The 24,715-nt window shown below is 62.8% G+C and carries 16 protein-coding genes; 9 read left to right on the top strand and 7 right to left on the bottom strand.

Going from position 1 to position 24,715, the window contains the following annotated elements; translation table 11 throughout:
- Positions 1-6: 6 nt before the first annotated feature.
- The 6 genes from BUS42_RS08145 to BUS42_RS08120 form a co-directional block, all read right to left on the bottom strand.
- Positions 7-1,038, bottom strand: a complete 1,032-nt coding sequence (locus tag BUS42_RS08145; protein ID WP_074306484.1) for a hypothetical protein — start codon at positions 1,036-1,038, stop codon at positions 7-9.
- Positions 1,039-1,241: 203 nt separating this feature from the next.
- Positions 1,242-2,666, bottom strand: a complete 1,425-nt coding sequence (locus tag BUS42_RS08140) for an MBOAT family O-acyltransferase (RefSeq protein ID WP_074306483.1) — start codon at positions 2,664-2,666, stop codon at positions 1,242-1,244.
- A 175-nt stretch (positions 2,667-2,841) separates the two neighbouring features.
- Complete coding sequence (locus BUS42_RS08135; RefSeq protein ID WP_074306482.1) at positions 2,842-3,702, bottom strand: metallophosphoesterase; 861 nt, start codon at positions 3,700-3,702, stop codon at positions 2,842-2,844.
- A gap of 151 nt (positions 3,703-3,853) precedes the next feature.
- A complete protein-coding gene (locus tag BUS42_RS08130) occupies positions 3,854-5,764 on the bottom strand; it encodes an ABC-F family ATP-binding cassette domain-containing protein (RefSeq protein ID WP_074306481.1) in 1,911 nt (636 codons plus the stop codon).
- Between the two features lie 187 nt (positions 5,765-5,951).
- Positions 5,952-7,319, bottom strand: coding sequence for an excinuclease ABC subunit UvrC (locus BUS42_RS08125; protein WP_074306480.1), 1,368 nt, complete (start codon positions 7,317-7,319; stop codon positions 5,952-5,954).
- 78 nt (positions 7,320-7,397) lie between these two features.
- Entirely contained in the window at positions 7,398-9,230 is a 1,833-nt protein-coding gene (locus BUS42_RS08120; protein ID WP_074306479.1) for a phospho-sugar mutase, read from the bottom strand.
- 654 nt (positions 9,231-9,884) lie between these two features.
- Here BUS42_RS08120 and BUS42_RS08115 point away from each other — a divergent pair.
- The 9 genes from BUS42_RS08115 (at position 9,885) to BUS42_RS08075 (ending at position 21,421) form a co-directional block, all read left to right on the top strand.
- A complete protein-coding gene (locus tag BUS42_RS08115; RefSeq protein WP_074306478.1) occupies positions 9,885-11,129 on the top strand; it encodes a CAP domain-containing protein in 1,245 nt (414 codons plus the stop codon).
- An 832-nt stretch (positions 11,130-11,961) separates the two neighbouring features.
- Positions 11,962-12,294, top strand: coding sequence for an ArsR/SmtB family transcription factor (locus tag BUS42_RS08110; RefSeq protein ID WP_074306477.1), 333 nt, complete (start codon positions 11,962-11,964; stop codon positions 12,292-12,294).
- A 13-nt stretch (positions 12,295-12,307) separates the two neighbouring features.
- Positions 12,308-12,796, top strand: coding sequence for an SRPBCC family protein (locus tag BUS42_RS08105; protein WP_074306476.1), 489 nt, complete (start codon positions 12,308-12,310; stop codon positions 12,794-12,796).
- 69 nt (positions 12,797-12,865) lie between these two features.
- Positions 12,866-13,330 carry a GyrI-like domain-containing protein gene (locus tag BUS42_RS08100; RefSeq protein WP_074306475.1) on the top strand — a complete coding sequence of 155 codons (465 nt, stop codon included), beginning with the start codon at positions 12,866-12,868 and terminating at the stop codon, positions 13,328-13,330.
- Positions 13,331-13,692: 362 nt separating this feature from the next.
- Positions 13,693-14,994, top strand: coding sequence for an esterase/lipase family protein (locus BUS42_RS08095; protein ID WP_074306474.1), 1,302 nt, complete (start codon positions 13,693-13,695; stop codon positions 14,992-14,994).
- Between the two features lie 166 nt (positions 14,995-15,160).
- Positions 15,161-16,750, top strand: coding sequence for a peptide MFS transporter (locus BUS42_RS08090; RefSeq protein WP_074306473.1), 1,590 nt, complete (start codon positions 15,161-15,163; stop codon positions 16,748-16,750).
- 25 nt (positions 16,751-16,775) lie between these two features.
- Positions 16,776-18,854, top strand: a complete 2,079-nt coding sequence (locus tag BUS42_RS08085; protein WP_074306472.1) for a dipeptidyl-peptidase 5 — start codon at positions 16,776-16,778, stop codon at positions 18,852-18,854.
- 178 nt (positions 18,855-19,032) lie between these two features.
- Positions 19,033-20,682, top strand: coding sequence for a formate--tetrahydrofolate ligase (locus BUS42_RS08080; RefSeq protein ID WP_074306471.1), 1,650 nt, complete (start codon positions 19,033-19,035; stop codon positions 20,680-20,682).
- A gap of 238 nt (positions 20,683-20,920) precedes the next feature.
- The gene (locus tag BUS42_RS08075) at positions 20,921-21,421 is read left to right on the top strand and encodes a general stress protein (RefSeq protein ID WP_074306470.1); all 501 of its coding nucleotides are present in this window, start codon (positions 20,921-20,923) and stop codon (positions 21,419-21,421) included.
- 129 nt (positions 21,422-21,550) lie between these two features.
- On the opposite strand, the gene BUS42_RS08070 is transcribed toward BUS42_RS08075, so the two are convergent.
- Positions 21,551-24,319, bottom strand: coding sequence for a beta strand repeat-containing protein (locus tag BUS42_RS08070; RefSeq protein ID WP_254053380.1), 2,769 nt, complete (start codon positions 24,317-24,319; stop codon positions 21,551-21,553).
- Positions 24,320-24,715: the final 396 nt, after the last annotated feature.

Here is a 24,715-nt window from a genome sequence, read left to right as displayed (position 1 = left end):
CGAGGCTCATCTCCGGATCGGAGTGGGCGCCTCGGCCAGCAGCGGTTGAACGACGTCTTGGCCGAGGCGGCGGGTAAAGACGGCGGCCCCTTCGGGGAGGAGGTGATGACCGTCCATGAAGCCGTCGTCGCCCACCCAGTCGCGGGCGTCGACCACTTCGACCCGACAGTCGCGACGGATGCCTTCGAGGTAGGCCTTGACGTCGCGCAGTGCATTCTCCGGGTAGAGATCGCGAAAGACTTGGCCTTCCGGCAGGACGACCACCGTGGCCCTGATCTGCTCCCGTTGACAGAGCGCGATGATTTCCCGCAAGGCGCGGTCGGGAGTCTTCGCCACCTGATAGCGGCGCAGGCGGTGTTCGTAGACCCGGCGATAACGCTCGACCAGACGGCCTCGTTCTTCGGGAGCAACCGAGGTCATTGGGCTCCACCATCCGAGCCGATCGAGGTTCCGACACCTGCGGTCGGGCTCGCTTGGGTTCAAGACCCAGCTTGGAGCGAAGTGGCGAAGCAGTGGCTCGCGCTGGGTCACGAGTGGAAAAAGCTGCATGTTCCACCACTGGCGATCGAGCTTCCGCGGGCGAGAAACATATCCCCCGAGCAGCTTCAAGCTTTTCCAATCGAGGCAGCCGACGTTGATTTGGTCCATGAACTCCTTGAGCCCGCGCTCGGCTCCCCAGGTCGGCGGCCAGAACTCGAGGAAGACCCAGTCCGGCTGAATTCCCGCGTCGAGCAGTCGTTGCAAGCTGAGGTGAGCCATCTCCGGCCCTGAACCGACCTGGGCGAAGTTAAAGACGAGGGGGGCCTTTGTGGTGGGCGCCTCGTGGCGGGGCAGCGAGTCCGGGCGAAAGCCGGTGGCGACACGTGAGCTGCCGAGCATCAGCACAAGCGGCCGATCCGGCTGCGCGGCGACCGCCAGGCGGAGGTCGGCCAGCTTCCGGCCGAATTCCGCGTCGGCGATTTGGAGTTCGGATTGGAGGAGGGAGCGCAAGGCGACCTGGCTGGCGACGAACCAGACCAAGGCCCAGGCCAAGGTCATCCAAGCACGGCGGGACAGGCACGGCCAGCGCACATCAAATTGCCCATGTTTCCAGGGAAAAGTCGGCCGTTTGGCCTCAGAAGAAGCCGATTTTCTACGACAGAATTCGCAGAAAACCCTTGATTTCAAGCAATTTGATGTGCGCTGGCCGTGGCGGGACAGGGGAGACTGCGCTGTCATCTCGTCCTCCTGATCCCTTGACCTCAGAACTGGAAGTAGACGAATGGCTTCCCCGCGTCGGGAGCCAAGACGAGCGCCACCATCAAAATCGCGGCGTAGCCAAAGCCAAGGACCGGCGCGGGCAAGCGGTCCATCAACCGTGTCGTCAGCCCACGAACCGCCAAGATATGACAAACTACCACCACGAGAAGCGTGATCCAGAAGCTCGTTTCGGCCGCGGGTGTGCCGGCCCCACCGTGGGGGATGAAGAGGCGGCGGAGCATCGCGAGGGCGAGGCCGAACGAGGTGGCGCGGAAGATGACCCAGCCGACGCAAACCGTCAAGAACGTCAGACCGATGCGTGCCAACGTTCCCAAGGGGTGGTCAAACATCGCACGTACGGTCGGCCTGGCGTCGCAGAGGTCGCGGAAGAGGCGGTGACCGATCAGCAAGAACCCATGGAATGCGCCCCAGATGACGAACGTCCAGCTCGCTCCGTGCCAGAGCCCGCCCAACGTCATGGTCACGAGCAGGTTCAGGTAGGTCCGTCGCCGGCTTCTCAGGCTTCCGCCGAGTGGGATGAACAGGTAGTCACGGAGCCACGTGGACAAGGAAATATGCCAGCGCCGCCAGAACTCGGAAACGTTCCGTGATAGATAAGGAAGGTCGAAGTTGGCCGCGAGCTTGTAGCCGAGCAGGTGGGCGCAACCGATCGCCATATCGGTATAGCCCGAGAAGTCACAGTAGATCTGAACCGTGTACGCCAGCGCCGCGACCCAGACCGCATGAGTACTGTAGTCGCTGGGTTGGGCGAACACAGGATCCGCAAACGCAGCCATGCGATCGGCGATCGCCAGCTTTTTGAACAGGCCGAGCAGGAAGTATTGGGCACCAAGCTGCATTCGGGCCCAGTCCCACCGTTTGGTCTGGCGGAGTTGGGGCAAGAAGTCACGAGCGCGAACGATCGGTCCCGCCACCAGGTGAGGGAAGAACGTGATGAAGAGCAGGAAGTGGCCCAGGTTCCGTTCGGCCGGAACTCGCCTGCGATAGACGTCGACCGTGTAGTTGATCGCTTCAAACGTGTAGAACGAAATGCCGATCGGAAGCATCACGCGCAGGACCGGGAGCGAGGCTTCGGAACCGAGCGCCCGAAGCATGGCTTCCAAGGAACCGAGGAAAAAGTTCACATACTTGAAGTAAGCCAGGAGGCCGAGATTGGCCACGAGGCTCAACCCGAGCAGGAGCGACCGTTTACGAGCCGACCGGGAACGGTCGAGGCCGAGTCCCACGGCATAGTCAAACGTGGCGGAAAGCCCGATCAGGGCGGCAAGCCACCGGTTCCAGGACGCGTAAAAATAGAAGCTGGCGACGAGCAGGAGGCCAATCCGGGCGCGTGACCAGGGAAGAGCCCAGTAGGTGGCGAAGACGATCGCGAAGAAGAGCAGGAAGGCTTGCGAACAGAAGAGCATGGCATCCTGCCACCGGCACGCGGACTTGGCGTCATGAGTACGAGGCAGCACCGCGCCGGAATCGGCCCGGCTCGGCCCACCGCGAAGGCGGGCGAAGTGTACTCGTTGTCATGCCCGCGTCAAGGCCGGCTTGTCCAATGGCGGTCCGAGAAGTGACCGGCTCGGCCGAGCGCGGTCAGTCGATGACTCCGAAGACATGCACCCCCTTCAGGAGCGTTTCGATCGAGACCGGCGCGCGTGCGGGGAACAAGCAGTAAGTGGGGTAGGGGTCGGTACCGTCGATGATCAGCTGACGGTGATTGGCCTGGCGGAACCCCTCGTCGCACGGTTGGTGGCCGGTGATGAACCAGTCGGCGTCGACCATCCCGGCGAACTGGTCGATCGTTGCGGGGTCGGTATTTCGACCCCAGGTCATCGCATAGATGGTGCCATGCCGGGCCATCGCTTCGCGTGTCCAGGTGTTCGCCTTGAGTAACTCGAGGTCGAGGTGGTCGAGATCGACCGGGTCGGGAATCGTGTGGCAGAGGAAAACGCGATTGGGCGTCCTGACGGCGATCGGCAGAGCCGCGAAGAGTTCGAGATAGGCGCTGTAGACCTCGGCGTCGCGCGGGGCGTACGCGGTCGTAATCCCCTGGCGAAAGAGGGCGTTGAGCGCGATCCCGTTCTTGCCGATCATCCGGCCGGTGATTTCCGACAGTTCGTGGTTGCCCAGGATCAGGTGGACGCGATCGGGGAACTGACACTTGAGGGCGGACACGACGTCGACGAGTTGGTGCGATCGATCGCCGCCGTCATCGGGATAGCAGCGTATCCCATGAACGAGTTCTTGTAAAACCAGGTGTCGTGCCGGATTTGTGGTGAGTGCGGCGGCGTCGAGGACCTTGCGGAACGCCGGGATGTTGCCGTGCAAGTCGCCGACGACGAGGACTTCCTCGGCCGATTCCAGGGTGATAATGCCCCCAGATCGGCCCGGGGTCGCGCGGAATAGCTCGGTGGCGCGGCGGATGGTCTTGAGCAACTTCTCGGGATCGGGCATCGGCGGCGTACTCGCTGCAGGTCGGGCAAGCGGCGTGAGCCAACGTCGGGTCAGGGAGCCATAATTTAACAAGGAAGTCGCGGAATGGGGAGTCTGCGGGGATAATTCAATGGCAGCCGATCGAGGGTTGCCGGAGGTTTCCCCGCGGCGCTCAGGAGTTCAGCTCCAGGGCCTCCTCCCAGTGTTCGTAGAGGTTGGCAAGCGACACCTTGAGGTCGGCATGGCGGCGCTGGAGTTCGACGGCCTTGATCGCGTCGCGCCAGACACCCGGTTGGGCGAGGAGATCCTCGAGCCCGGCGACTTCCGTTTCAACGTCCGCGATTTCACGTTCGAGGTCCGCCGGCTTGCGATAGGGATATTTGCGTTTCTTGCGGTCGGAACGCTCGGAAGTGGGCGCCTCGGTCGAGGAGGAAGCGGGCAGGGGGGCGACGTTTCGAGCTTTCGCCGCGGCGGCCTCGGCCTCTTGTTGCGTGATCCGTTGGTACGTCTCGTAGTCGCCTTCGATGACCCGCGTCTTGCCGTCGCCCAGAACGATCAAGCGATCGGCCACCTGGTTGAGGAAGTAACGGTCGTGGCTGACGACGAGGACCGTCCCCTCGAATTCACGGATCGATCGTTCTAGAGCCTCACATGACCAGATATCAAGGTGGTTTGTTGGTTCGTCCATCACGAGCAGGTTGGCCCCGGTCGCCGAGAGCCGGGCGAGCGCTGCCTTGGCCTTCTCGCCGCCGGAGAGTTGCCCCACGTTTTGAAAGACGATTTCTCCGCTCAGGCCGAACCGAGCGAGCACGTCGCGCACGTCCCCTTGCACCCAATCAGGATCGTCGTCGGGCCAGACCGCGCGGACGACGGTGGTATCGGGGGCCAACGACTCGAGTCCTTGGTCGTGGTAGCCGACCTGGACCTTGTGCCCGAGCTTGACCTCGCCCGCATCCGGCTTCTCACGGCCGATCAAGGTTTTGATCAGGGTCGACTTTCCCGACCCATTCGGTCCCATGATCCCCACGCACTGACCGCGGAGAATCGACAGGTTGGAGTTTTGGAACAGCGGTTTGTCGAACGATTTGGAGAGGAGCCGCGCCTCGATCACGATGTCGCCCGAGCGATCGACCTCACCGAAGCCCATGACCGGGCCGACGATCTCGCGCATCGTTTCGACGCGTTCGATTCGCGCCAGTTTCTTCTCGCGGTCGTGCGCCTGCTTGGCCCGCTGCCCTGCGCCATACTTGCGGATATAGGCTTCGAGGTCGGCAATTTTCTCCTGCTGCCGCTCGGCCTGGCGTTCCATGACCTTGGCCTTCTCGCCCCGAAGCTTCCAGTAGTGGGAATAGTTTCCGGGGTAGGCACTGATCTGCCCTTCGTGGAGCTCCCAGATCTTGGTGACGACCTTGTCGAGGAAGTAGCGGTCGTGGCTGACGACCACCATGGCGACCGACTGTCGAGATAGGTAGCTCTCGAGCCAGGACGTCGTTTCGATGTCGAGGTGGTTCGACGGCTCGTCCAGGAGCATCAAGTCCGGGTTTTCCAGCAGCAGCTTGGCGAGCATGAGCCGCGACTGCTGGCCACCCGAGAAGGTGCGGGCCTGACGCCCGAAGTCGCTGGTCGGGAATCCGAGTCCGGTCAGGATCTCCTCGACACGATGGTCGACCGAGTAGGCGTCCTGATGCTCGAGCCGGTCGTGAATCTCCGCATAGCGGCGCGTCGCACGCTCGCGCTCGGCGTCATCCTCGGCCTCGCCCATCTCCTGTGCGGCCTCCTCCAACTCGGTCTGGAGTTCGAGCACCGAGGCGAGGCCCGAACGGGCGACGCTCATCAGCGTCTCGTCGGCCGTAAAATCGGGGTGCTGGCGGAGCAGGCTGATCCGGATTCCGGAACGTGAGTAAAGACTGCCATAGTCGGGCTTGTCTTGAGCGGCCAAGATCCGCATCAGCGTCGTCTTGCCAGCGCCGTTAGGGCCGACCAGACCGATCCGCTCCCCGGTCCGGACCTCGAACTTCAGTTCCGAGAAGACCGGGTCGCCCGCGAATTGTCGGCCCAAACCATTAGCGGATACAAGAATCATGAACTTAATCTTCTCTTTCCGTCACTCGTTGGCTTCACTGGCCTGTCGGACGCACGTCGAGTGGGCGTCGCCGCGACTGCTGGCAAACTTTGTGTCTCGGGTTCAAGCGACCGCCAGAGGCCCGTGATCGGCGGCTCCCATGGGGCGTTCCAAGCCAAAAGGCCGTCCGGCACCGCTGGCTCGCCCGTCATTTCGAGGAGTCTTTCGGTTTCTTCGGCGGCGGTGGAACGTCCTCTCCGAAGGTTCGCTTGTGGCGGAGCATATGGTGATAGTGTTGCGCGAAGCGGTGGGCCTCGTCACGGGCATATTGCAGCAGACGCAGCGCGAAGGAGCGACGGCTCAGGACGATCGGATCGGACCGCCCCGGGAGGTAGATTTCCTCCTCGCGCTTGGCCAGGGAAATCACCGTGGGAGGGACGACCTTCAGGGTCTCAAAGGCGTCGAGCGCCGCACTGAGTTGCCCCTTGCCGCCATCGATCAGGAAGATGTCGGGGAACGGCTCGTCGCGTTCTTGGAGCCCGATGATTCGTCGGCTCACAACCTCCCGGATCGAAGCGTAGTCGTCGACTCCTTTGACGCTCTTGATCTTATACCGGCGATACCCGGGCTTGAACGGGAGCCCGTCGATAAACGTGACCAGCGAGCCGACCGTTTCGGTCCCGCCCAGATGGGCGATGTCGACACAGTCGATCGTCCGCGGGATCGAATCCAGCTTAAGCACGTTCTTGAGACCCTTCAAGCCTTTCCGCGGGTCGACGTAAAAGACTTCCGGCTGAGCATGCTTGGCGAGGTCCCCTCGGAGGTTCAACGTCTCGAGCGCCTTGATCTCATCGCGCAGCCGCGCGGCCTTTTCGAACATGAGCGCCTTGCTTGCCTCGCGCATGTCGTCGCCCAGTTCCTTGAGGACGACATCTTTCTTGCCATCGAGGAAGAGCCGGAGCCGGCGAATGTCGGTGCGATAGGCGTCCTTGTCGATTTTGAGATTGCATGGGGCGGTACACTGGTCGATGGAGTGGAGCAGGCAGGGGCGAAACCAGCGCCACCGCGGGTCGCCTTCCTCGATCTCCAGCGAGCAGGTCCGAAACTTGAAAATCCGCTGCAAGACCTGGATCGCGCCTCGCAGGCTCTTGGCTCGCGGAAACGGGCCGTAGAGCTTGACGTTGCGGTCCTGCGGCTCGCGCGTGAAGTTGACCCGAGGGAAGTCCTCACCCGTCGTGATCTGGAGGTACGGAAACGACTTGTCGTCCTTCAGGTCCTGATTGTGCTTGGGCTGGATATCCTTGATGAGCCGCGCTTCGAGGAGCAGGGCGTCGACTTCGCTATCCGCGGCGAGGTAGTCGATGTCGACCACCTCGCCGATCCAGTCGCAGATCCGTTTATCGGTTTCGGCCGTTTTTTGGAAGTAGGAGCCTGCCCGACTTCTCAGGTTTTTGGCCTTACCGAGGTAGATGACACGCCCTTGCGCATCCTTCATGACATAGACGCCCGGCGTCGTCGGAAACGTGCGGACCTTCTCGGCCGGGCTGGCCGTCGCGGAACTCGGCTCTTCAGACATAGCGGCCTCGGGGATCCGACCCCTTCGATCTCCAAACGGGTCGGAGGGGATCAAGACCTGTGGCTTCCTCGCCCTTCTTTAGGTCTTAAGAACGTCCTGAATGTATTGTTCGATTGCCTTGGAGATTCCGTCAAGCCGCTGGAACGTCTTCTCCTTGATTCGCTCGAGCGGTTCCGTCCCCGAGGTCTCGGTCCGCGCGAAGAGATAGAACTTGATCTTGGGCTCCGTCCCCGAGGGACGAACGGCCACCCGCGTACCCGGTTCATCGGCGAGGAAGATCAGCAAATCGCCCGAAGGCTGGGGCAGGGGGCGTGGCGGCTCGGTCCCGGCGACCGACCGGATCTCGTGCAACTTGTAGTCGTAGACCTCGGTCAGTTCCACGCCCCCCAGTTGCTTGGGCGGATTTTCGCGGAAGGCCGTCATCAGGGTCTTGATCTGGGTGGCCCCTTCCCGACCCTCGAGCGTCTTATTGATGAGCTTCTCGGCGTAGTGGCCCACGTCGTGATAGAGGCCGTCGAGATACTCGAGGACCGTTTGCTTGCGGGCTTTCACCGTGGCCGCGAGTTCCGCGAAGAGAAGCGCCGCGACGGCCGCGTCCTTGTCGCGGACGTGATCGCCCTTCAAGTAACCGTGCGACTCCTCGAATCCGAAGAGGAAGCCGGCGGGACCGACTTCATCGATCCGCTGCCCGATCCATTTGAATCCGACGAGCAAGTCATCCTCGACGCGAACCCCCTCACGCTGGGCCAGGGCACGCGCCATCTGGGTGGTGACCATGGTCGTGACCAGATAGTGGTCCGCGCGAAGTTGCCCGTTCGCCTTCGTCTGCTTCATAACGAAGGCCGCGAGGAGGGCGCCGATCTTGTTGCCGTCGAGTGTGGTCCAGTCTCCCCTGGGATCGCCCGACACGGGGACGGCCACGCCGATCCGGTCGGCGTCGGGGTCGCTGCCCAGGACGAGGTCGGCCCCCGTCGCCTTGGCCTCCGCGATCGAGGCCTCGAGCGTCTTGGGGATCTCGGGGTTGGAGACGTGTCCGGGGATGTTGGGGAAGTCGCCGTCGGGCGTGCGTTGCGAGGCAAGGATGTTCACTTGCGTGAACCCTGCCTTGGTGAGGGCAGCCGCGACCGAGGTCTCGCCCACGCCATGCATGGGGGTATAGACGATCGAGAGGTCACGCGCCGGGCTGACCGACTCGCCGACGACGGCCGCGATGTAGCCGTCATCCACCTCGGCACCGGCCAGGACAATCGAGCCGTCGGCGATGGCCTCGTCGAACGGCTTCTCGGGAATCGCGCGGTCGGAGGCTTCTCGGACGCAGTCGATGATCCCTTCATCGTCGGGCGGGATCACTTGCCCCCCGTTCGAGGCATAACATTTGAAGCCATTATCCGAAGGCGCATTGTGCGACGCCGTGATCATGATGCCGGCATCGCACTTGAGGTGGCGGACGGCGAACGAGAGCAAAGGGGTCGAGCGTGGCTCGGAGAACAGGTAGACCTTGAAGCCGGCGGCTGCCAGGACTCGGGCACAGAGCTGGGCGAACTCCGGGGAGTTGTGCCGGGTGTCGCGTGCGATGGCACAGGAGTGAGGACGATCCGCCCCTTGGCGTTTCGCGATGTAGTCGGCCAACCCGCGCGCACTCTCGGCCATCGTCCGCTCATTGAGGACGTTAGTTCCGACCGGATACATCTTGCCGCGTCGGCCGCCGGTACCGAACTCGAGGACGGCGTAGAACGCGTCGTCGAGCGTCTTCCAGCGACCAGCTTCAATGTCTTCGAGGAGTCGAGGGCGGTATTTCTCGAACGGGGGCTCGGTCAACCAGCGGCGGATATTCGCGGCCGCCGATGCCGAGACGAGCCCTTGGGATTCGGCCTGGGCGATTCGCTCGAGAACATCATGGGCCGGCGGCATGAAACAGTCTCCGGATGCGGTGCGAGAGGTGATTCTCAGGAGTGGCTCGTAAGCGTCTTGGCGACGCCGCGGCCGGGTCATTCAGGGCACCCGGCCGAACCGGGTCTTCAAGCTATCTCGATTACGCCGAGGGTGCAAGTCAGGAGGGAGGCCCTGCCCGACTTGAGTCCTCCTGAACGGTGCCGACGCCCGATTTTATCGGCACAATCGAACGCGGTTTCCGGGCTCAACCGGTCGCCATAACCTGAATCTTTAGAAAACTTTCTGTAAATTTTCGTCGTGTGTGTTTCTTGTAAAAAGCGGCAGATTGTAAGTTCGGCAGGTCGGTCTTGGGAAAGAACTCCGCCGGCCCCTATAGAGAACGTCAAGAGGGTTTTTTCGGAATTATGGGCGATCGCGAACTCTAAGCCGATGTGTGAAGGCGACTTCCAGTTGGTGGGGACCGCCGGGGCGAAATGGGAAGTCGTGTTGGCACGTTGATTGCCTATAGACTCTTCGCCAAGCCGACAGCGACCGATACCCACCAAGAATTTTCTCCTCAAGTCGGAACGGCCCCAAATGCAGCCTTCTCCTCGGTGAGAGAAGGTCGTCATCAAGACCGAATGCCCCGCGATGGATAGGGGGGCATTTTCCGATAAGGCATGGAGGTCCGCTATGACTCGGCCCACGTTTCGTCGAACCCTGCGGCTTGAGAATCTGGAATCGCGAGAGCTTTTGACCGCTGGTGGGCCGACGTCGCAGCAGCAGTACATGCTCGAGCTCTTGAACCTCGCCCGTACCAATCCCGCCGCCATCGCCGACAAGGTCACCTCGAACCTGGATGCCAACGTTCAGGCGACGATCAAGCATTATCAGGTGGACCTGAACCAGGTCAAAGCGGCCATTTCGTCCGCCCCGGTCAAGCCTCCGCTCGCCTGGAACGCGGAACTCGCCACCGCCGCTCAAGACCACAGCCAGGATCAGGCCAACACGGGAGTGCAGTCGCACGCCGGTTCCGATGGGTCGACCATCACCGACCGGCTCGATCGCGTCGGCTATGACAATCGGACCACGGCCGGCGAGAATGCCTTCGCCTACTCCACCTCGGTTGACGAGGCGATGGAAGCGTTCATGATCGACTGGGGTGTGGACTCCGCCGGGCATCGTAGCAACATTCTTCAGCCTGAAACGCCGACGGACAACGCCTACCGCGACGTGGGAATCGGCATCGTCAAGACCCCGACGCCGTCAAGCGTCGGACCGATCGTCATCACGCAGAACTTCGGTGCCCAGGCCAATGCCAAAGCGCAGCTCCTTGGCGTTGCCTACAACGACCCGAACCACAAGGATTTTTACCAGCCGGGCCAGGGACGCGGTGACGTCACGGTCGAAGCCGTCAACGATGCCACGGGCCAAGCGGCCAGCGTTCAGACCTGGGATTCTGGCGGCTACCAAATCCCGCTCGACCCGGGCAGCTATACGGTAACCGCACGCGTCGGCGATCAGGTGGTCCGCTCGCAGGACGTGAAGATCGACAATGAGAATGTCAAAGTCGATTACGACCTCAGCAATCCCTGGCAGCTCACTCCCCCCGTCACGAAGCCGACTCCCGTCGCGGTTCCCGCGACCCCGCCTCCGGCCCAAGCCCACATCACCATGCTTCAGAGCACCGCGGCCGTGCCGGTACAGGCCGCGCCCGTCGACGCTCCGAAAACCGAGTCGGCTCCGGTCGTCGTGTTGAGTGCTCCGCCGACCAAGCCCGAAGTCGCGCCCGTCGCCACAGTCGCCTCTGATGCCTCGAAGACCGAGGTGGTTCAGGCCGACACCCAGCCGGATCACGCGCCGGTGGCTCCTCCGACCGCCGATGACTCGTTCAGCCTGAACTGGATCTCCTGGAAGGCCAAGAAGTCCGCGGCCTAAGTCGGTTTCGATCGCGACCCGTCTGTCGACCGAACAAACCCCGCTCGTGGCAGCCGGCCGCGAGTGGGGTTTGTTCGTTGCGCACCGCGAACTCGATCCCCGGCCAATTGGACCATGCGACATGGAGCACGCGTGCATGTACACGATTTTGGTTCGGGTTGGCGACCGTGGCAATCGGTCTCGTGTCGACTGGCTCGTGTCCCGCCGACATGAGTCGAGTCCGGCGGGTTTCACGCCCAGGCTCATGAGGACACGCGCCGCCCGCCGTTCAAGGCGCGTTCGTTGGGCGGGTCCAAGACCCGTGGTCCGTCTCCATTCTTTGTCAGGTTCCGGGTCGTCGGCGGTCGCAATGGATCTGACCGTCGGCCCTTCGGATTGGGGGCGCTCGTGTCCCGATGGAGGCCACGAGCGGGGTGGACATGGGAACGGTTCGGATTTTGACATTCACGGGGTCTGTAATGACCAGGTAGGGAGGCCGATGCCCTGAGTCGAACATAAGAACGATTATCAGACGCAGTATCTCGGTTCGGGCTCGCTCCTCCTCCCTGATCGACGAGCGACTCGGGATCGGCCGGCCCTCGGTGCGACGCAGCTTGGCCGCTGGCTGACGACCGGTCGGTGCTGCGCCCAGGTCGCCCGGGTGCCAAGAACGGCCTTCACCGCACACTTAGGGTAAGCCAGCAAATCGATCTCCTGGACCTCGCTTGACCCCCGGGCGGGGCCAGCCTGTCAGGCCCCGGTTACCGCTCGCAAATCTTCCAACACCGATTGACGGACCATCGATCCGGCGGTAAATTGCCTTTCGGCTATACAACCGCGAGGCTATGGACCGATGGTAACTGCAACGCTCGACTCCACGTTTGCGGCCCTGGCCGACCCGACCCGTCGGGCGATCCTCGCCCGGCTGGCCAAGGGCGAGGCCACGGTGAATGAGTTGGTCGCCCCATTCAAGCTGAGCCAGCCTGCGATCTCCAAACACCTCAAGGTTTTGGAGAAAGCAGGCCTGATCACCCGAGGCCGAGACGCCCAGAAGCGGCCGTGCCGGATCGCGGCCGAACCGCTCGCCGAGGCCAACGGATGGTTGGAGGACTACCGGAAGATCTGGGACACCAACTTCGACCGCCTCGACAACCTCCTGGATGAGCTAAAACCCAAGAAACCCTAGAGGAACCCTGCCGATGCGAAATGCGATGAAGGTCACGACGCCGACCGACCGCGAGATCGTCATCACCCGCGAGTTCAACGCCCCACGCGAGCTCGTCTGGGACACGATGTCCAAGCCCGAATTGCTGAAGCGGTGGCTGCTCGGGCCGCCCGGCTGGGAGATGACGATCTGCGAGGAGGACGCCCGCGTCGGCGGAAAGTTCCGCTGGGCCTGGAGCGGCCCGGAGGGGGCCTCGATGTCGATGCACGGCGTCTACCGGGAGGTCTCCCCGCCCGAACGATGCGTCCGCACCGAGGTGTTCGACATGGGGTGCGTCCCCGGCGGAGGAGGGCAACTGGCGACGCTCGTCCTCACCGCACTGGGCGAGAGGACGGCGCTGACGATCACTCTTCTCTACGATTCGAAGGAAGCCCGCGACGGGGCCGTCGCATCGGGAATGGAGCAAGGGATGGCCGCTGGCTACGAGCGACTGGACGAGATCCTCGAAGCTGCCGCGGTCTGATGTGAAGGGGGAGCGGGACCGACTCGCTCCCCTCCGGCTTGAAACTCACGTCCCCAGAAGGAGTTCCTCGTGCTCGACACGCCGCAGATCACGGTAACCGCCGATCAGTTGACCGCCTTCATCCCCTTGGTCGTCCCCCGGGCCGAAATTCAGTTGGTGATGGGTCCGAGCATCCGCGAGGTGTACGCCGCTCTCTCCGCCCAGGGGATCGCCCCGGACGGGCCGTGGTTCACCCACCACCGGCGGAGGCCCAATGAGACTTTCGACTTCGACGTCTGCGTGCCGGTCGCCACGCCAGTGGCCGCAGCGGGGCGGGTGAAGCCGGGCCTGCTTCCCGCCGCTCGGGTGGCCCGGACGGTCTACAGCGGGCCCTACGAGGGGCTAGGGGCCGCCTGGGGCGAGTTCTGCGCCTGGGTCTCGGCCAATGGGCTCACGCCGCGGGCGGACCTGTGGGAGCGATACGTCGTCGGCCCGGAGTCAGGTACCGATTCGAACGCCTATCGGACAGAGCTCAATTGCCCGTTGGTCGGCTAAGCGATTCCGAATGATTCGCGCGAATCGGAACACCCTCGCCGCGGACCGGCCCCAGGGAGCGCAAAATCGAGGGGGAGACGTTCTCCCGAACTCTCCCCTCTGGCCTACTTGCTCTTCGGGCCGTCACTAAGAGGGCATGCGCGACGACGCCCGCCCCATCACCCCTGAGACCCCTGCCGATCCTACGGCAACGTTGCCCAGTGATCCCGCCTTCCTTCAGCAGATGATCATCTGACTTGGTCCATCGCCACGGTGAATCGACGGTCAGAGTCACCCGGGGTTGTCGCCGCCTCTTCACGGGATCCGGTCCTCGCGATAGTCTTGAGATGAGTCAAGGAGCAGCACCCGCGATCGATTCGAGGATGGCCGTGGTCACTTTTCTCGCACTGATGGTGAGCGTCGCGACGGGCTTTGCCGCGGCCGCGGATCAAGAGCCGATCGAGATCCGGATTCCGCTCGCGAACTCGCGCGAGCTCGACGTCGGCGTGTTGGTCGCCAAGCTCTCGGCTCTGACAGGCGTCCGAGTTAAGCCGCCCGTGGGCAAGCTTTTCCTGCCGGTGGCCGGCGTCGGCGGCGGCTTGTCGCGGACGACACTCGCGACGATCCTTGGTGACGACATGCGGCTCGAGGTCGATCAAGGCGTCCTGATCGTCGAGGTCGAGCGGCGCGTGCTCGACCCGGATCGACTCCACGGGTGGACCGAGTCGGTTCAACGTCTCGCAGAGCATGTTGACCGCGAGGCAAAGCGCCGCGCCAAGTACGGGATGCGTGCCTTGAAGTCGTACCGGCCCAATGACCCGGGTCGGCCGACCGTCTGTCTCGTTCACGGCCTGAATTCCTCCTCGGGAGGATTCGTCCACATGATCACGCCGCTCGAGGAGGCGGGTTATGGGCTGGTCGTCTATGACTATCCGTTCAACCGGAGCCTGGCCGAGTCTTCCGCCCAATTTGCCCAGGACTGGCAGTCGTTTCGGCGGTCGGTGGGTGAGAAGCGTCCCTGGGCGATCGTCGCCCATTCCATGGGGGCGTTGGTGGCCCGGTCGTTTGTGGAAGACCCAGAGTCGCCGGTGAGTGACTTCTCAACCTTGATCATGGTCGCCCCGGTGAACCAGGGTTCGAGCCTGGCCAAGGCGCAGACGTTCTTGCAGCTCTTGAACGGCGTTCAGGCGATTCAGAACAAGAAGACGACCGAGGCGCTGGCCCACCTGGGGGACGGCCTTGGCGAAGCCGCTCAGGATTTGACGCCCGGCAGCGCGTTTCTGACGGCTCTCAACCGACGGCCCCGCCGCGAAGGCGTTTCCTATCATATTGTCGCGGGTGACGCTGGGATCGTGTCGTCCGAAGCCCGACGGACGGTTGAGGCGCGGATCAACGCAATGCGGAAAGAGGGGGGGCTCTTGGGGGGCCTGACCCGATTCGCCACGGCCGATCTCTCCACCCGACTCGACGAGGTGAGCGACGGGTTTGGCGATGGCTGTGTTTCCGTTGCGAGCAGCCGTCTCCCGGGGGTCACCGACCACGTCGTCCTTCATGCGAATCATGCGGAGCTCATTCGGGCCCCTTTGCTTTTCGCCGACCCAGGCCCGGTCGCTTGCATGCCCGACCTCCTGCGATGGCTCGACGCGAGTCGCATACCGACCAAGGGCGCAAACCAAGGTCGATGATCTCGGGGAAGAGCGCTCCGCCACTACCGACCGCCAGGGGCTTGGGAACCGCCCGACCATTCGTTACTCTTGTTCGACGGCCCAGTTTGGTACGGTCGCCGTCCTTGGCAAGCCCGTCGCGTGGTTTCCGATTCGCCCACCTTATTTCCAAGATCAGGTGTTTTGAATGACGACTACGGCCGACTTTGGAGCGACGGTAGGCGCCGCCAAGCGGGGGCATCCGACCGGACTCTACGTTTTGTTCGGCGCGGAGATGTGGGAGCGGTTCAGCTATTACGGGATGCGGGCCCTGCTCGTGCTTTACCTCACGAAGCACCTGCACTTCGAAGAGAATGATGCCTTGACGGTGTACGGGACCTACACGGGCCTCGTCTACTTGACTCCCTTGCTGGGAGGCTACCTGGCGGACCGGTTTCTCGGCCAGCGCAAGGCGATCTTGATCGGTGGTTCGTTGATGGCACTGGGCCACTTCGCCATGGCCATCGAGTCGTTGCTCACCCTGGCACTGGGTTTGATCATTCTGGGGAATGGGTTTTTCAAACCGAATATCTCCACGATGGTCGGTCAACTCTATCCGCAGAACGATCCGAGGCGCGATGGTGCCTACACGATCTTCTACATGGGAATCAACCTCGGGGCATTCTTCGCTCCCTTGGTTTGCGGCTCGCTGGGTGAAAGCAAGACATTCGGCTGGCACTACGGGTTCGCGGCCGCCGGCGTCGGGATGATCCTTGGCCTGATCACGTTCACGGTGAAACAGCGGGCGCTCGGAACGACCGGATACCCGCCGAATCGGTCGGTGAGTGGGGAGGATCGACTGGTCGCGATCGATTGGGTCCACGTCGCGGTGTTGACTCTCGTGGGGGCAGGTCTCGTCTACCTTGCCATCCTTCCCGCCAAGGCGATCGAGCATTCGATCCCCTCCCGTGGCTGGTGGCTCGTGCTCGGCTACTGGATCATGCTGGCGTTTGCCATGATCGGATTGACGGGACTCATCACCCGCCAGCGCCGATCCGGACCGCCGGCGCCAGAGAACGATGCGGAACGTGCGGACCTCCCTGCTCAAGGTTCGGGACGAGTCGCCGAAGTGATCCGACCCACCGAGCCGTTCACCAGCGTCGACATCCAACGCGTGCTCGTGATTGTGATCGTCGCTCTGTTCTCGATCCTCTTCTGGATGGGATTCGAGCAGGCCGGCGGGACATTCACGCTCTTCGCCGATAAGAAGACCGCGCGGGTGATCCTGGGGAATCCGTTTCCCGCATCCTGGTATCAGTCGATCAACCCTTTGTTGATTTTTATCCTGGCGCCACTCTTCTCGATCCTCTGGACCACCCTGGACCGGACCAAGTTGGCACTGGGCGCGACGGCCAAGATGGGCTTCGGCCTGATTTTCCTCGGGCTCGGATTCGTGGTGATGTCCAAGGCCGATCAGAGAGCGGTGGGCGGGAGCCTCGTCGGTCCTCAGTGGCTGGCGTTCGTTTATGCTCTGAATACGCTGGGCGAACTCTGCCTGTCCCCGATTGGTCTTTCACTGGTCAATAAGCTTGCGCCGGCGCGGATCGCCTCGTTGATGATGGCGGTCTGGTTCCTCTGCACGGCGGTTGCCAACTATCTCGCGGGCATGCTTCACCAGTGGATCGAGCAAACGGATGTGAATCTCTGGACGTTCCTGATCTACACGTCGATCATTCCCGGCATCATCTTGCTGGCATTGACTCCCGTCCTCAAGCGGATGGGCCATGGTCGGATCTGAACCGAGAATCGGAGGACAGTTCGTGATGCGACCTCTCCTGGGCACCCTGGCGATCCTGATGCTAACAACACCGCTGATGGCAGCAAGCCGGCCCATGACGATCGACGACCTTCTGGCCGTGAAGTCGGTCTCCGAACCTCAGGTTTCGCCGGACGGCCAATGGGTCGTCTACGTGGTCTCCGAGCTCGATCGAGCGACCGAGAAGACGAATAGCGACCTCTGGCTCGTCTCCACCAAGGGCGGCGAACCGAAGCGGCTGACCACCGCGCCCGGAGCCGACAACCACCCGCGCTGGAGTCCCGACGGCAAGACGATCGCGTTCACATCGACCCGAGGAGGCTCGTCCCAGGTCTGGCTCTTGCCCCTCGACGGTGGTGAGGCGCGGCCGCTCACCAAGCTGCCGATCGATGTCGCGGGCCCGATCTGGTCGCCGCGGGGCGATCTCATTGCCTTCGCCGCCGAGGTCTATCCCGGCAAGACTCCGGATGAGACGGCCGCAGCGGACAAGGAGAAAGAGGCGAACAAGAGCAAGGCTCTCGTGTTCGACCGCCTGATGATCCGCCACTGGAGTGCGTGGGACACCGGGAAACGGAACCATGTCTTTGTTGCCGACGTGAAGACGGGTGAGGCTGTTGACCTGACTCCGAAGCTCGAGGTCAACACCCCCCCTGGCCCGTTCGGCGGTTCGGAGGAGTATACGTTCTCACCCGATGGGACCGAGATTGCGTTTACCGCCGAGCCACTCAAGGATCATGCCTGGTCGACGAATACCGATATCTGGGTGGTTCCCACCCGCGGGGGCGAGCCGAAAAACCTGACGGCTGCGAATCCAGGCGGAGACGCTCAGCCTTCGTACTCCCCGGACGGAACGCGGATCGCCTATCTCAGCCAGGCTCGTGCTGGTTTCGAGTCCGACCTCTGGGTTCTCACCGTCCGCAACCGCGACGATGGGTCGGTTGACTATCAGAGCAAGGCACTCGATCAACCGGTGCTCTCCTATCGATGGGCGTCGGGTCGTTCCAACGAGCGGAAGTTCGAAGGCCGAATCTTCGCGGTGGTCGATGACCGAGGTACGGAGTCGATCCTCGAGTTTGCCTTCACCACACCTGCCAAAAATGAGCATCAGAGTCATGTGCGAGTCAAAGGAGGAATCAACACCTCCGTCCAGTTCGCTCAGCCCCAGGAAGAACTCGTCTTTCTCCGCGGCGATGCCGCCCACCCCAACGAGATCTACAAGGCGAATGCGAAGGCAAAGGCGGACGCCAATGGCCTGACCCAGCTCACGAACCATAACGCCCCCCTGCTCTCCTCGCTTGACCTGGCGACTGCCGAGCCGTTCCACTTTTCGGGTGCCGACGGCGATCAGGTCAGTGGCTGGCTGATCCGTCCCCCTGGCTTCGATCCGAACAAGAAATACCCGGTTCTGTTCCTGATCCACGGCGGCCCGCAAGGCTCGTGGCACGACGAATGGCATGCCCGCTGGAACTACGCGATGTTCGCAGCGCCCGGCTACGCGGTCGTGGCGGTCAACCCACGGGGATCGACCGGCTATGGTCAGAAATTCACCGATCAGATCAGTCAGGATTGGACCGGCCGGGTCTACGACGACCTGATGTTGGGGCTCGATCATATTCTTAAGAAGTATTCATTTCTCGACGCGTCATGGATCGCGGCGGCGGGCGGGTCCTATGGCGGCTTCATGGTCAACTGGATCGCCGGGCACTCCGATCGGTTCAAGGCCCTGATCAGTCATGCGGGGGTCTTCGACCTGACCAGCAAGTATGGCACGACCGAGGAACTCTGGTTTCCCGAGTGGGAGTTCGGCGGAACGCCTTGGGACAAGCCCGAACACTACCGCGATCGTTCTCCGAGCACGTTCGTGAAGAACTTCAAAACGCCGACCCTCGTGATCCACGGCGCACTCGACTACCGAGTCCCCGATGCCCAAGGACTCGGTATGTTCACCGCGTTGCAGCGTCGAGGTGTCGCCAGTCGCTATCTCTTCTTCCCGGACGAAGGACACTGGATCGTCAAACCGGCCAACCGCATCGTCTGGTGGCGCGAGGTCTATGGCTGGCTCGCCGAGCACCTGAAAAATCATTAACTGTTTGTGGATTGCTTCAGATGGTCTCAGTGCCTTGTGGCCCCGGGGGCGGCTGTTCGTCGCCGGGGACGCAAGCCTCGAGTCATCATGCTCAAGTAAGCTGTCTGCGATCCGTGGATGGATCCGGAACCAGAAGCCGCGGGCCTTACCCGCACTCTCAAGAGACGAGTCGAGATTGATGGCGAACACGCAAGCCGAACTTCGACCCATTGCCGATGTGGCCCGCGATCTTGGGATCGCCAGCGAGCACCTTGAACCTTACGGCAGCGACAAGGCCAAGATCCAACTGGAAGCGCTTGCCAGCGCGGAGCGTCCTCCGGGCAAGTTGATCCTCGTCTCCGCCATCACCCCGACTCCGGCGGGCGAGGGCAAGACGACCGTCTCCATTGGCCTGGCGCAAGGGTTGAGGAAGATCGGACGGCGCTCGGCCCTCGCGTTGCGACAGCCCTCGATGGGCCCGGTCTTCGGCCGAAAAGGGGGTGCGACGGGGGGCGGCGCCAGCCGTCTTGAGCCGTCGAACAAGATCAACCTTCAGTTCACCGGCGATTTTCACGCGATCACGGCCGCTCATAATCTCCTGGCCGCGGCGATCGACAATCGACTCCACTTCGAGGACTCGATGCTCGACCCCAGGAGCGTGCTCTGGAAGCGTGCGCTCGATGTCAACGACCGAAGCTTGCGGCGCATCATCCTGGGGATGGGGGGACCTGGTAACGGGGTTCCTCGTGAGTCGGGGTTCGACATCACGGCCGCCAGCGAGATCATGGCGATCCTCTGCCTGGCGGATTCACCGGCCGACCTTCGTGCCCGGCTCGACCGAATCCTGATCGGCTATACCGGAGAGGGCCGGCCCGTCCTGGCGGGCGAGATGGGGGTCACCGGCTCCCTGGCGGCGATCCTCAACGAGGCGATTCTTCCCAACCTGGTCCAGTCGCGTGAGGGGACTCCCGCGTTCGTGCACGGCGGTCCGTTCGCTAACATCGCCCACGGCTGCAACTCGATCCTCGCCACAAAGATGGCCCTCGCCTTCGCCGACTATGCGGTGACCGAAGCCGGCTTCGCGTTCGACCTCGGCGGCGAAAAGTTCTTCGACCTGAAGTGTCGCGTGGCCGGCCTGAATCCCTCGGCCATTGTCATCGTCGCCACGATCCGTGCGCTCAAGATGCACGGCGGACTCGCCTTAAACGCATTGACAGATCCCGATCCCTCGGCCGTCACGCGAGGGTTGGAGAACCTGGCCGCCCACCTCGATAGCGCGGCTCACTTTGGCAAGCCGACCATCGTCGCGATCAATCAGTTTGCCTCCGACTCGCGCGAGGAGCTCGAAGTGGTTCACGCGTTCTGTCGCGGCCGGAAGATCGCCAGCTCCACGGCCAATGTCTTCGGCGCGGGGGGGAACGGTGCCACTGAACTGGCCGAGTTTGTGGTCGAGGCCACCGAGGCGCCTGCGACGCCCTATCGGCCGCTCTATCCACTCGAGTGGTCCGCCGAACGGAAGATCGAGCGGATCGCGAAGGTCATGTACGGCGCGGACGGGGTCAACATCCTTCCCGGAGCCGAGGCCAAATTCCGCAAGGCGCGTAAGCTCGGTTACGGCTCACTTCCCCTCTGCATGGCGAAGACCCAGGATTCGCTTTCGGATAATCCCAAGCTGAGGGGCCGGCCCAAGGGTTTCACCCTCACCGTCCGCGACGTCGAAATCGCCGCCGGAGCCGGCTTCCTGGTCGCCTTGACCGGGGAGATCGTGCGGATGCCCGGTCTTCCGGAACGCCCCGCCGCGGAACGCATCGACGTCGATGACTCCGGGGAGATCACAGGGCTGGCCTGAGTAAAATCCGCTTTTGTTGCATCCCTATGCTGCGCCCGCAATTCGATGGAATTCAATCCCATGATTCCATCGAGTGTGGGCGGAGTGTCTTCTTGAAGATACGTCCTCGTTTGGCGCGGGGTTTGCCCTCTTGAGAGGACAATGGCATTGCCGGAGCCCAGGTTCCTGGCTTCCGGCGCGATGTCCTGAGCTTCGGCACCGGGTTATGCCGAGCCGCTCCCCCCATGAGGATTTTCCGATGAAAAACATCGTTGGTCTGTTCGAGTCGCGCGCTGAGGCCGAGAACGCGATCCAACGGTTGAAGACGACCGGGATTGGAATGGACTCGGTCAGTATCGCGATGCGCGATCGCCAAGAGGCGGCGGCACTCGTGGAGACGACGGGCGCGGAGGACTTGGGCGGTGAAGGGGTGACTGCCGGAGTCGTCTCTGGCGCGGCGGTCGGCACGCTGGTCGGGCTCGCCCTGGTCGGCAGTACCTTCGTGCTGCCCGGAATCGGCACGTTCCTGATCGGCGGTCCGCTCGCGGCGGCATTGGCCGGAGCGGGCATCGGCGCCGCGTCCGGTGGACTCCTTGGTGCCTTGATCGGGGCTGGAATTCCGGAAGCCGAAGCCCAGCACTATTCCTCGGGGATCGAGCAGGGACACATCCTCGTTTCCACCCAGGTTTCCGACGACTTGGCTCCCGCCGTCGCGCGCATGTTTGACGAAGAAGGCTCACGACGGACTCACATCGCCTAATTGCATTGCCGAGTCATCGTCCATTCCACCATGGGGAAACCGCCCCTTCCTCGAATTCGAAGAAGGGGCGGCCTGGAAGATGGCTGACCCGATCAGGAGTGCCACGTCCCGTTGCTTGACATCCTCTTTTTAGACGATGCTCGCCGTCGCCGTGGGCTCGGTCAATGTGTAATTCCCTGAATCCACTCCAGTGATGGTCAGCCCGGTGATGAGCACGAGCTTGTCATTCCCGATTTCCGGGGATTCAAAAACGCCGACGGCACGACTGACGTCGAGTGTCACGTCGTCCCCCGCCACGTAACCAACCAGGAGGGCGTTGGTGGTGTCGAGCGTGGCGTCGGTGGTGTCATCGTATGCCTTGTCGTTCGCCGTGATGCCACTGACGGTCAAGGTGGCGGCCGAGATATCCGCCGTCGTCGTGGGTTGAACCAGGACGTAGTTGGCCAAATCGGCGCCGCTCAGGGTCAGGCCCGCGACGGTCACCGTCTTGTCCGTACCGACATTCTTCGAGTCGAAGTTGCCCGCGGCATTGCTGACGTCGAGTGTCACGTCATCGCCGGTCACGAAACCAACGAGGAGGGCGTTGGTGGTGTCGAGCGTAGCGTCGGTGGTGCCGTCGTAGACCCTACCACCCGCCGTGATGCCGCTGACGGTCAAGGTGGCGGCCGAGATATCCGCCGTCGTCGTGGGTTGAACCAGGACGTAGTTGGCCAAATCGGCGCCGCTCAGGGTCAGGCCCGCGACGGTCACCGTCTTGTCCGTACCGACATTCTTCGAGTCGAAGTCGCCGGTGACGCTGCTGACGTCGAGTGTCACGTCATCGCCCGCCACGAAACCAACCAGGAGGGCGTTGGTGGTGTCGAGCGTGGCGTCGGTGGTACCATCGTAGAATTTGCTACCCGCCGTGATGCCACTGACGGTCAACGTGGCGGCCGTGATATCCGCTGTGATCGTCGGCAGGACAAGTGTGTATTTTCCGGCGTCTGCTCCGCCCAGGGTGAGCCCCGTGATCGTCACGGTCTTGCCCGTTCCCGCGTCCTTCGTATCGAAGCTGGCAGTCACGTTGCTGACGTCCAGCGTCACGTCATCTCCCGGCGCGATTCCCGACAAGGTGGCGCTGCCGGTATCAAGGATGACGTCGGTGGTGCCGTCGTAGACCTTGCCGCTCGCTGTGATCCCCGCGACCGTGATGGTGCCGATCGACGCGGTGGTCGTTGGCGCCACGAGCACGTAATTCCCAGCATCCGCTCCGCTCAGCGTCAAGCCGGAGATCGTTACGACCTTGCTCGGTCCGATGTCCGGTGAGTCGAACGTCCCCGTGACGCCGGTGAGGTCCAGCTCAACCTGGTCCCCCGCAATCCCGCCCACCAGCGCGGCATTGGTGATGTCGAGCGTCGCGTCGGTCGTGCCGTCGAACCCTTTATTGTTTGCCGTGATGCCGCTGACGGTCAGCGTTGCCGCCGCAATGCCCGCCGTCGTCGTGGGTTGAACCAGGACGTAGTTGGCGGCGTCGCTACCGCTCAGGTTCAGGCCCGCGACGGCCACCGTCTTGCCCGTGCCCACGTTCTTCGAGTCGAAGTTGCCCGTGGCGCTGCCGACGTCGAGTGCCACGTCATCGCCCGCCATGAAACCAACCAGGAGGGCGTTGGTGGTGTCGAGCGTGGCGTCGGTGTCGCCGTCGTAGACCTTGTCGTTCGCCGTGATGCCGCTGATGGTCAGCGTCACCGCGGCAATGTTCGCCGTTGTTGTGGGATGAACCAGGTCGTAGTTGGCCGCATCGGCCCCGCTCAAGCTCAGGCCCGCGACGGTCACCGTCTTGCCCATCCCTGCGTTCTTCGAGTCGAAAGTGCCGGTTGCTCCGTCCGACTTGAGTGCCAGATCGTCGCCAGGAACCACACCCGCCAGGGTAAGGTTGTTGAGATTTAGCGTCGCGACCGTTGTGCCATCGTACCCCTTGTGGCTCGCCGTGAGGCCATTGACCCCGATCTGAGCTTTGGCGATGTCAAGGTTGCCTGTCGCGACCCCGTGGTAGTTGGGGTTGGTGATCGTCGCGGTTGCGGTGTAGCGTCCCGCGGCCGTGGGACTCGTCACCGGATTGCCGTCCGCATCCATGTACGAGAGGGTATATGCCAGACCCGACGGATTGGTCGTGACGGTGATCGACTTGGCCGACCCGTCGTAGGTTTGGGTGCGATTCTCCAGATTCACCACCGCCTGTGCCTGACTGACCGTCAGGGGGCCACTGGCGGCGTTCCGCTGGAAGGTGACTCCACCCGCGTAGCTGGCCGTGACCGCGTTGGCATAAACCCCTGTGTTCAGGCCCGCCAGACCGACGTTTGCGAGGGTTGCGACCCCTTGATCATTGGTTGTGGCATTGCCAACGCTCTGGCCGTTGAGTTGGAAATTGACGGCCTGACCCGCCAATGGAGCGCCATTGGAGGTCAGCGTGGCCGTGAAATTGCCGTTGCCACCATATTCGCCGCTGGCGGACACGTTGCTCACGCTGGTCGCAAACCGGCTGACCGTCAGTCGACCTCGGCTGGAGCTCCGCTTTTGAGAAGCATCACCCATGAAGGTGGCGACAACTCCGCCCGCATAATCACCTGCCTTGACGCCCCTCAGATTCGCGTTGGGCAGGATGGCGACCCCCTGCTCGTTGGTCGTGGCTCTGCCGACGACACGGCCCCTGACCTGGAAGCGGACCTGCCTATCCGTCAGTGGATCGCCGGTGGAAGAGGTCAAGGTGGCTGTGAGCGTGACTGAGCCGTTCCGAACCCCACTCCCGGAAACGCTGGTGAGCTGAGTCGGGCTCTTCCTGAGCCGATAAACCTCCGCTCCAATGTCCGAATTCGGAACGCTTGCGGCGGCCGCCAACGAGGCGAGGTGGGTCGTGCTCAAGACAACACGCTCCTCCATCGGCTCCATTGATAAATGGGTTTTTGACCGATGACGTCGCGCCGCTGTCTCGGCCTGGGACGACCTTCGGAGCCGATTCCTTCCGGGGCCGGACTGCTGCCAGAACTGGAGCCATTCGTTGGCAATTTTAAGGAATCGAGACATCGGAATGATCTCCGGGAATGATGAATGTAAGTGTCTGAAGCTCGCACTGGCTGGAAAAATCGGGCAACTCCGCGCAGACCGCGATCGGTTCGGACCTTGTCAGGTCGTCGACCCCACGACGGTGCGGATTTGCCGTCCTGGCGGTTCTCGAATGATGTGTGACTCGTCGGAATCCAACAGCCATCGACCTCGATTGAGTTGCGTGAACTCGCCTGAGCCACGCGTCCATCGACC

The sequence above is a fragment of the Singulisphaera sp. GP187 genome (assembly GCF_900129635.1).
Taxonomy (GTDB): domain Bacteria; phylum Planctomycetota; class Planctomycetia; order Isosphaerales; family Isosphaeraceae; genus Singulisphaera.
The sequence above is the reverse complement of the archived record's forward strand: the minus strand, read 5'-3'. Positions and strand labels throughout refer to the sequence as shown.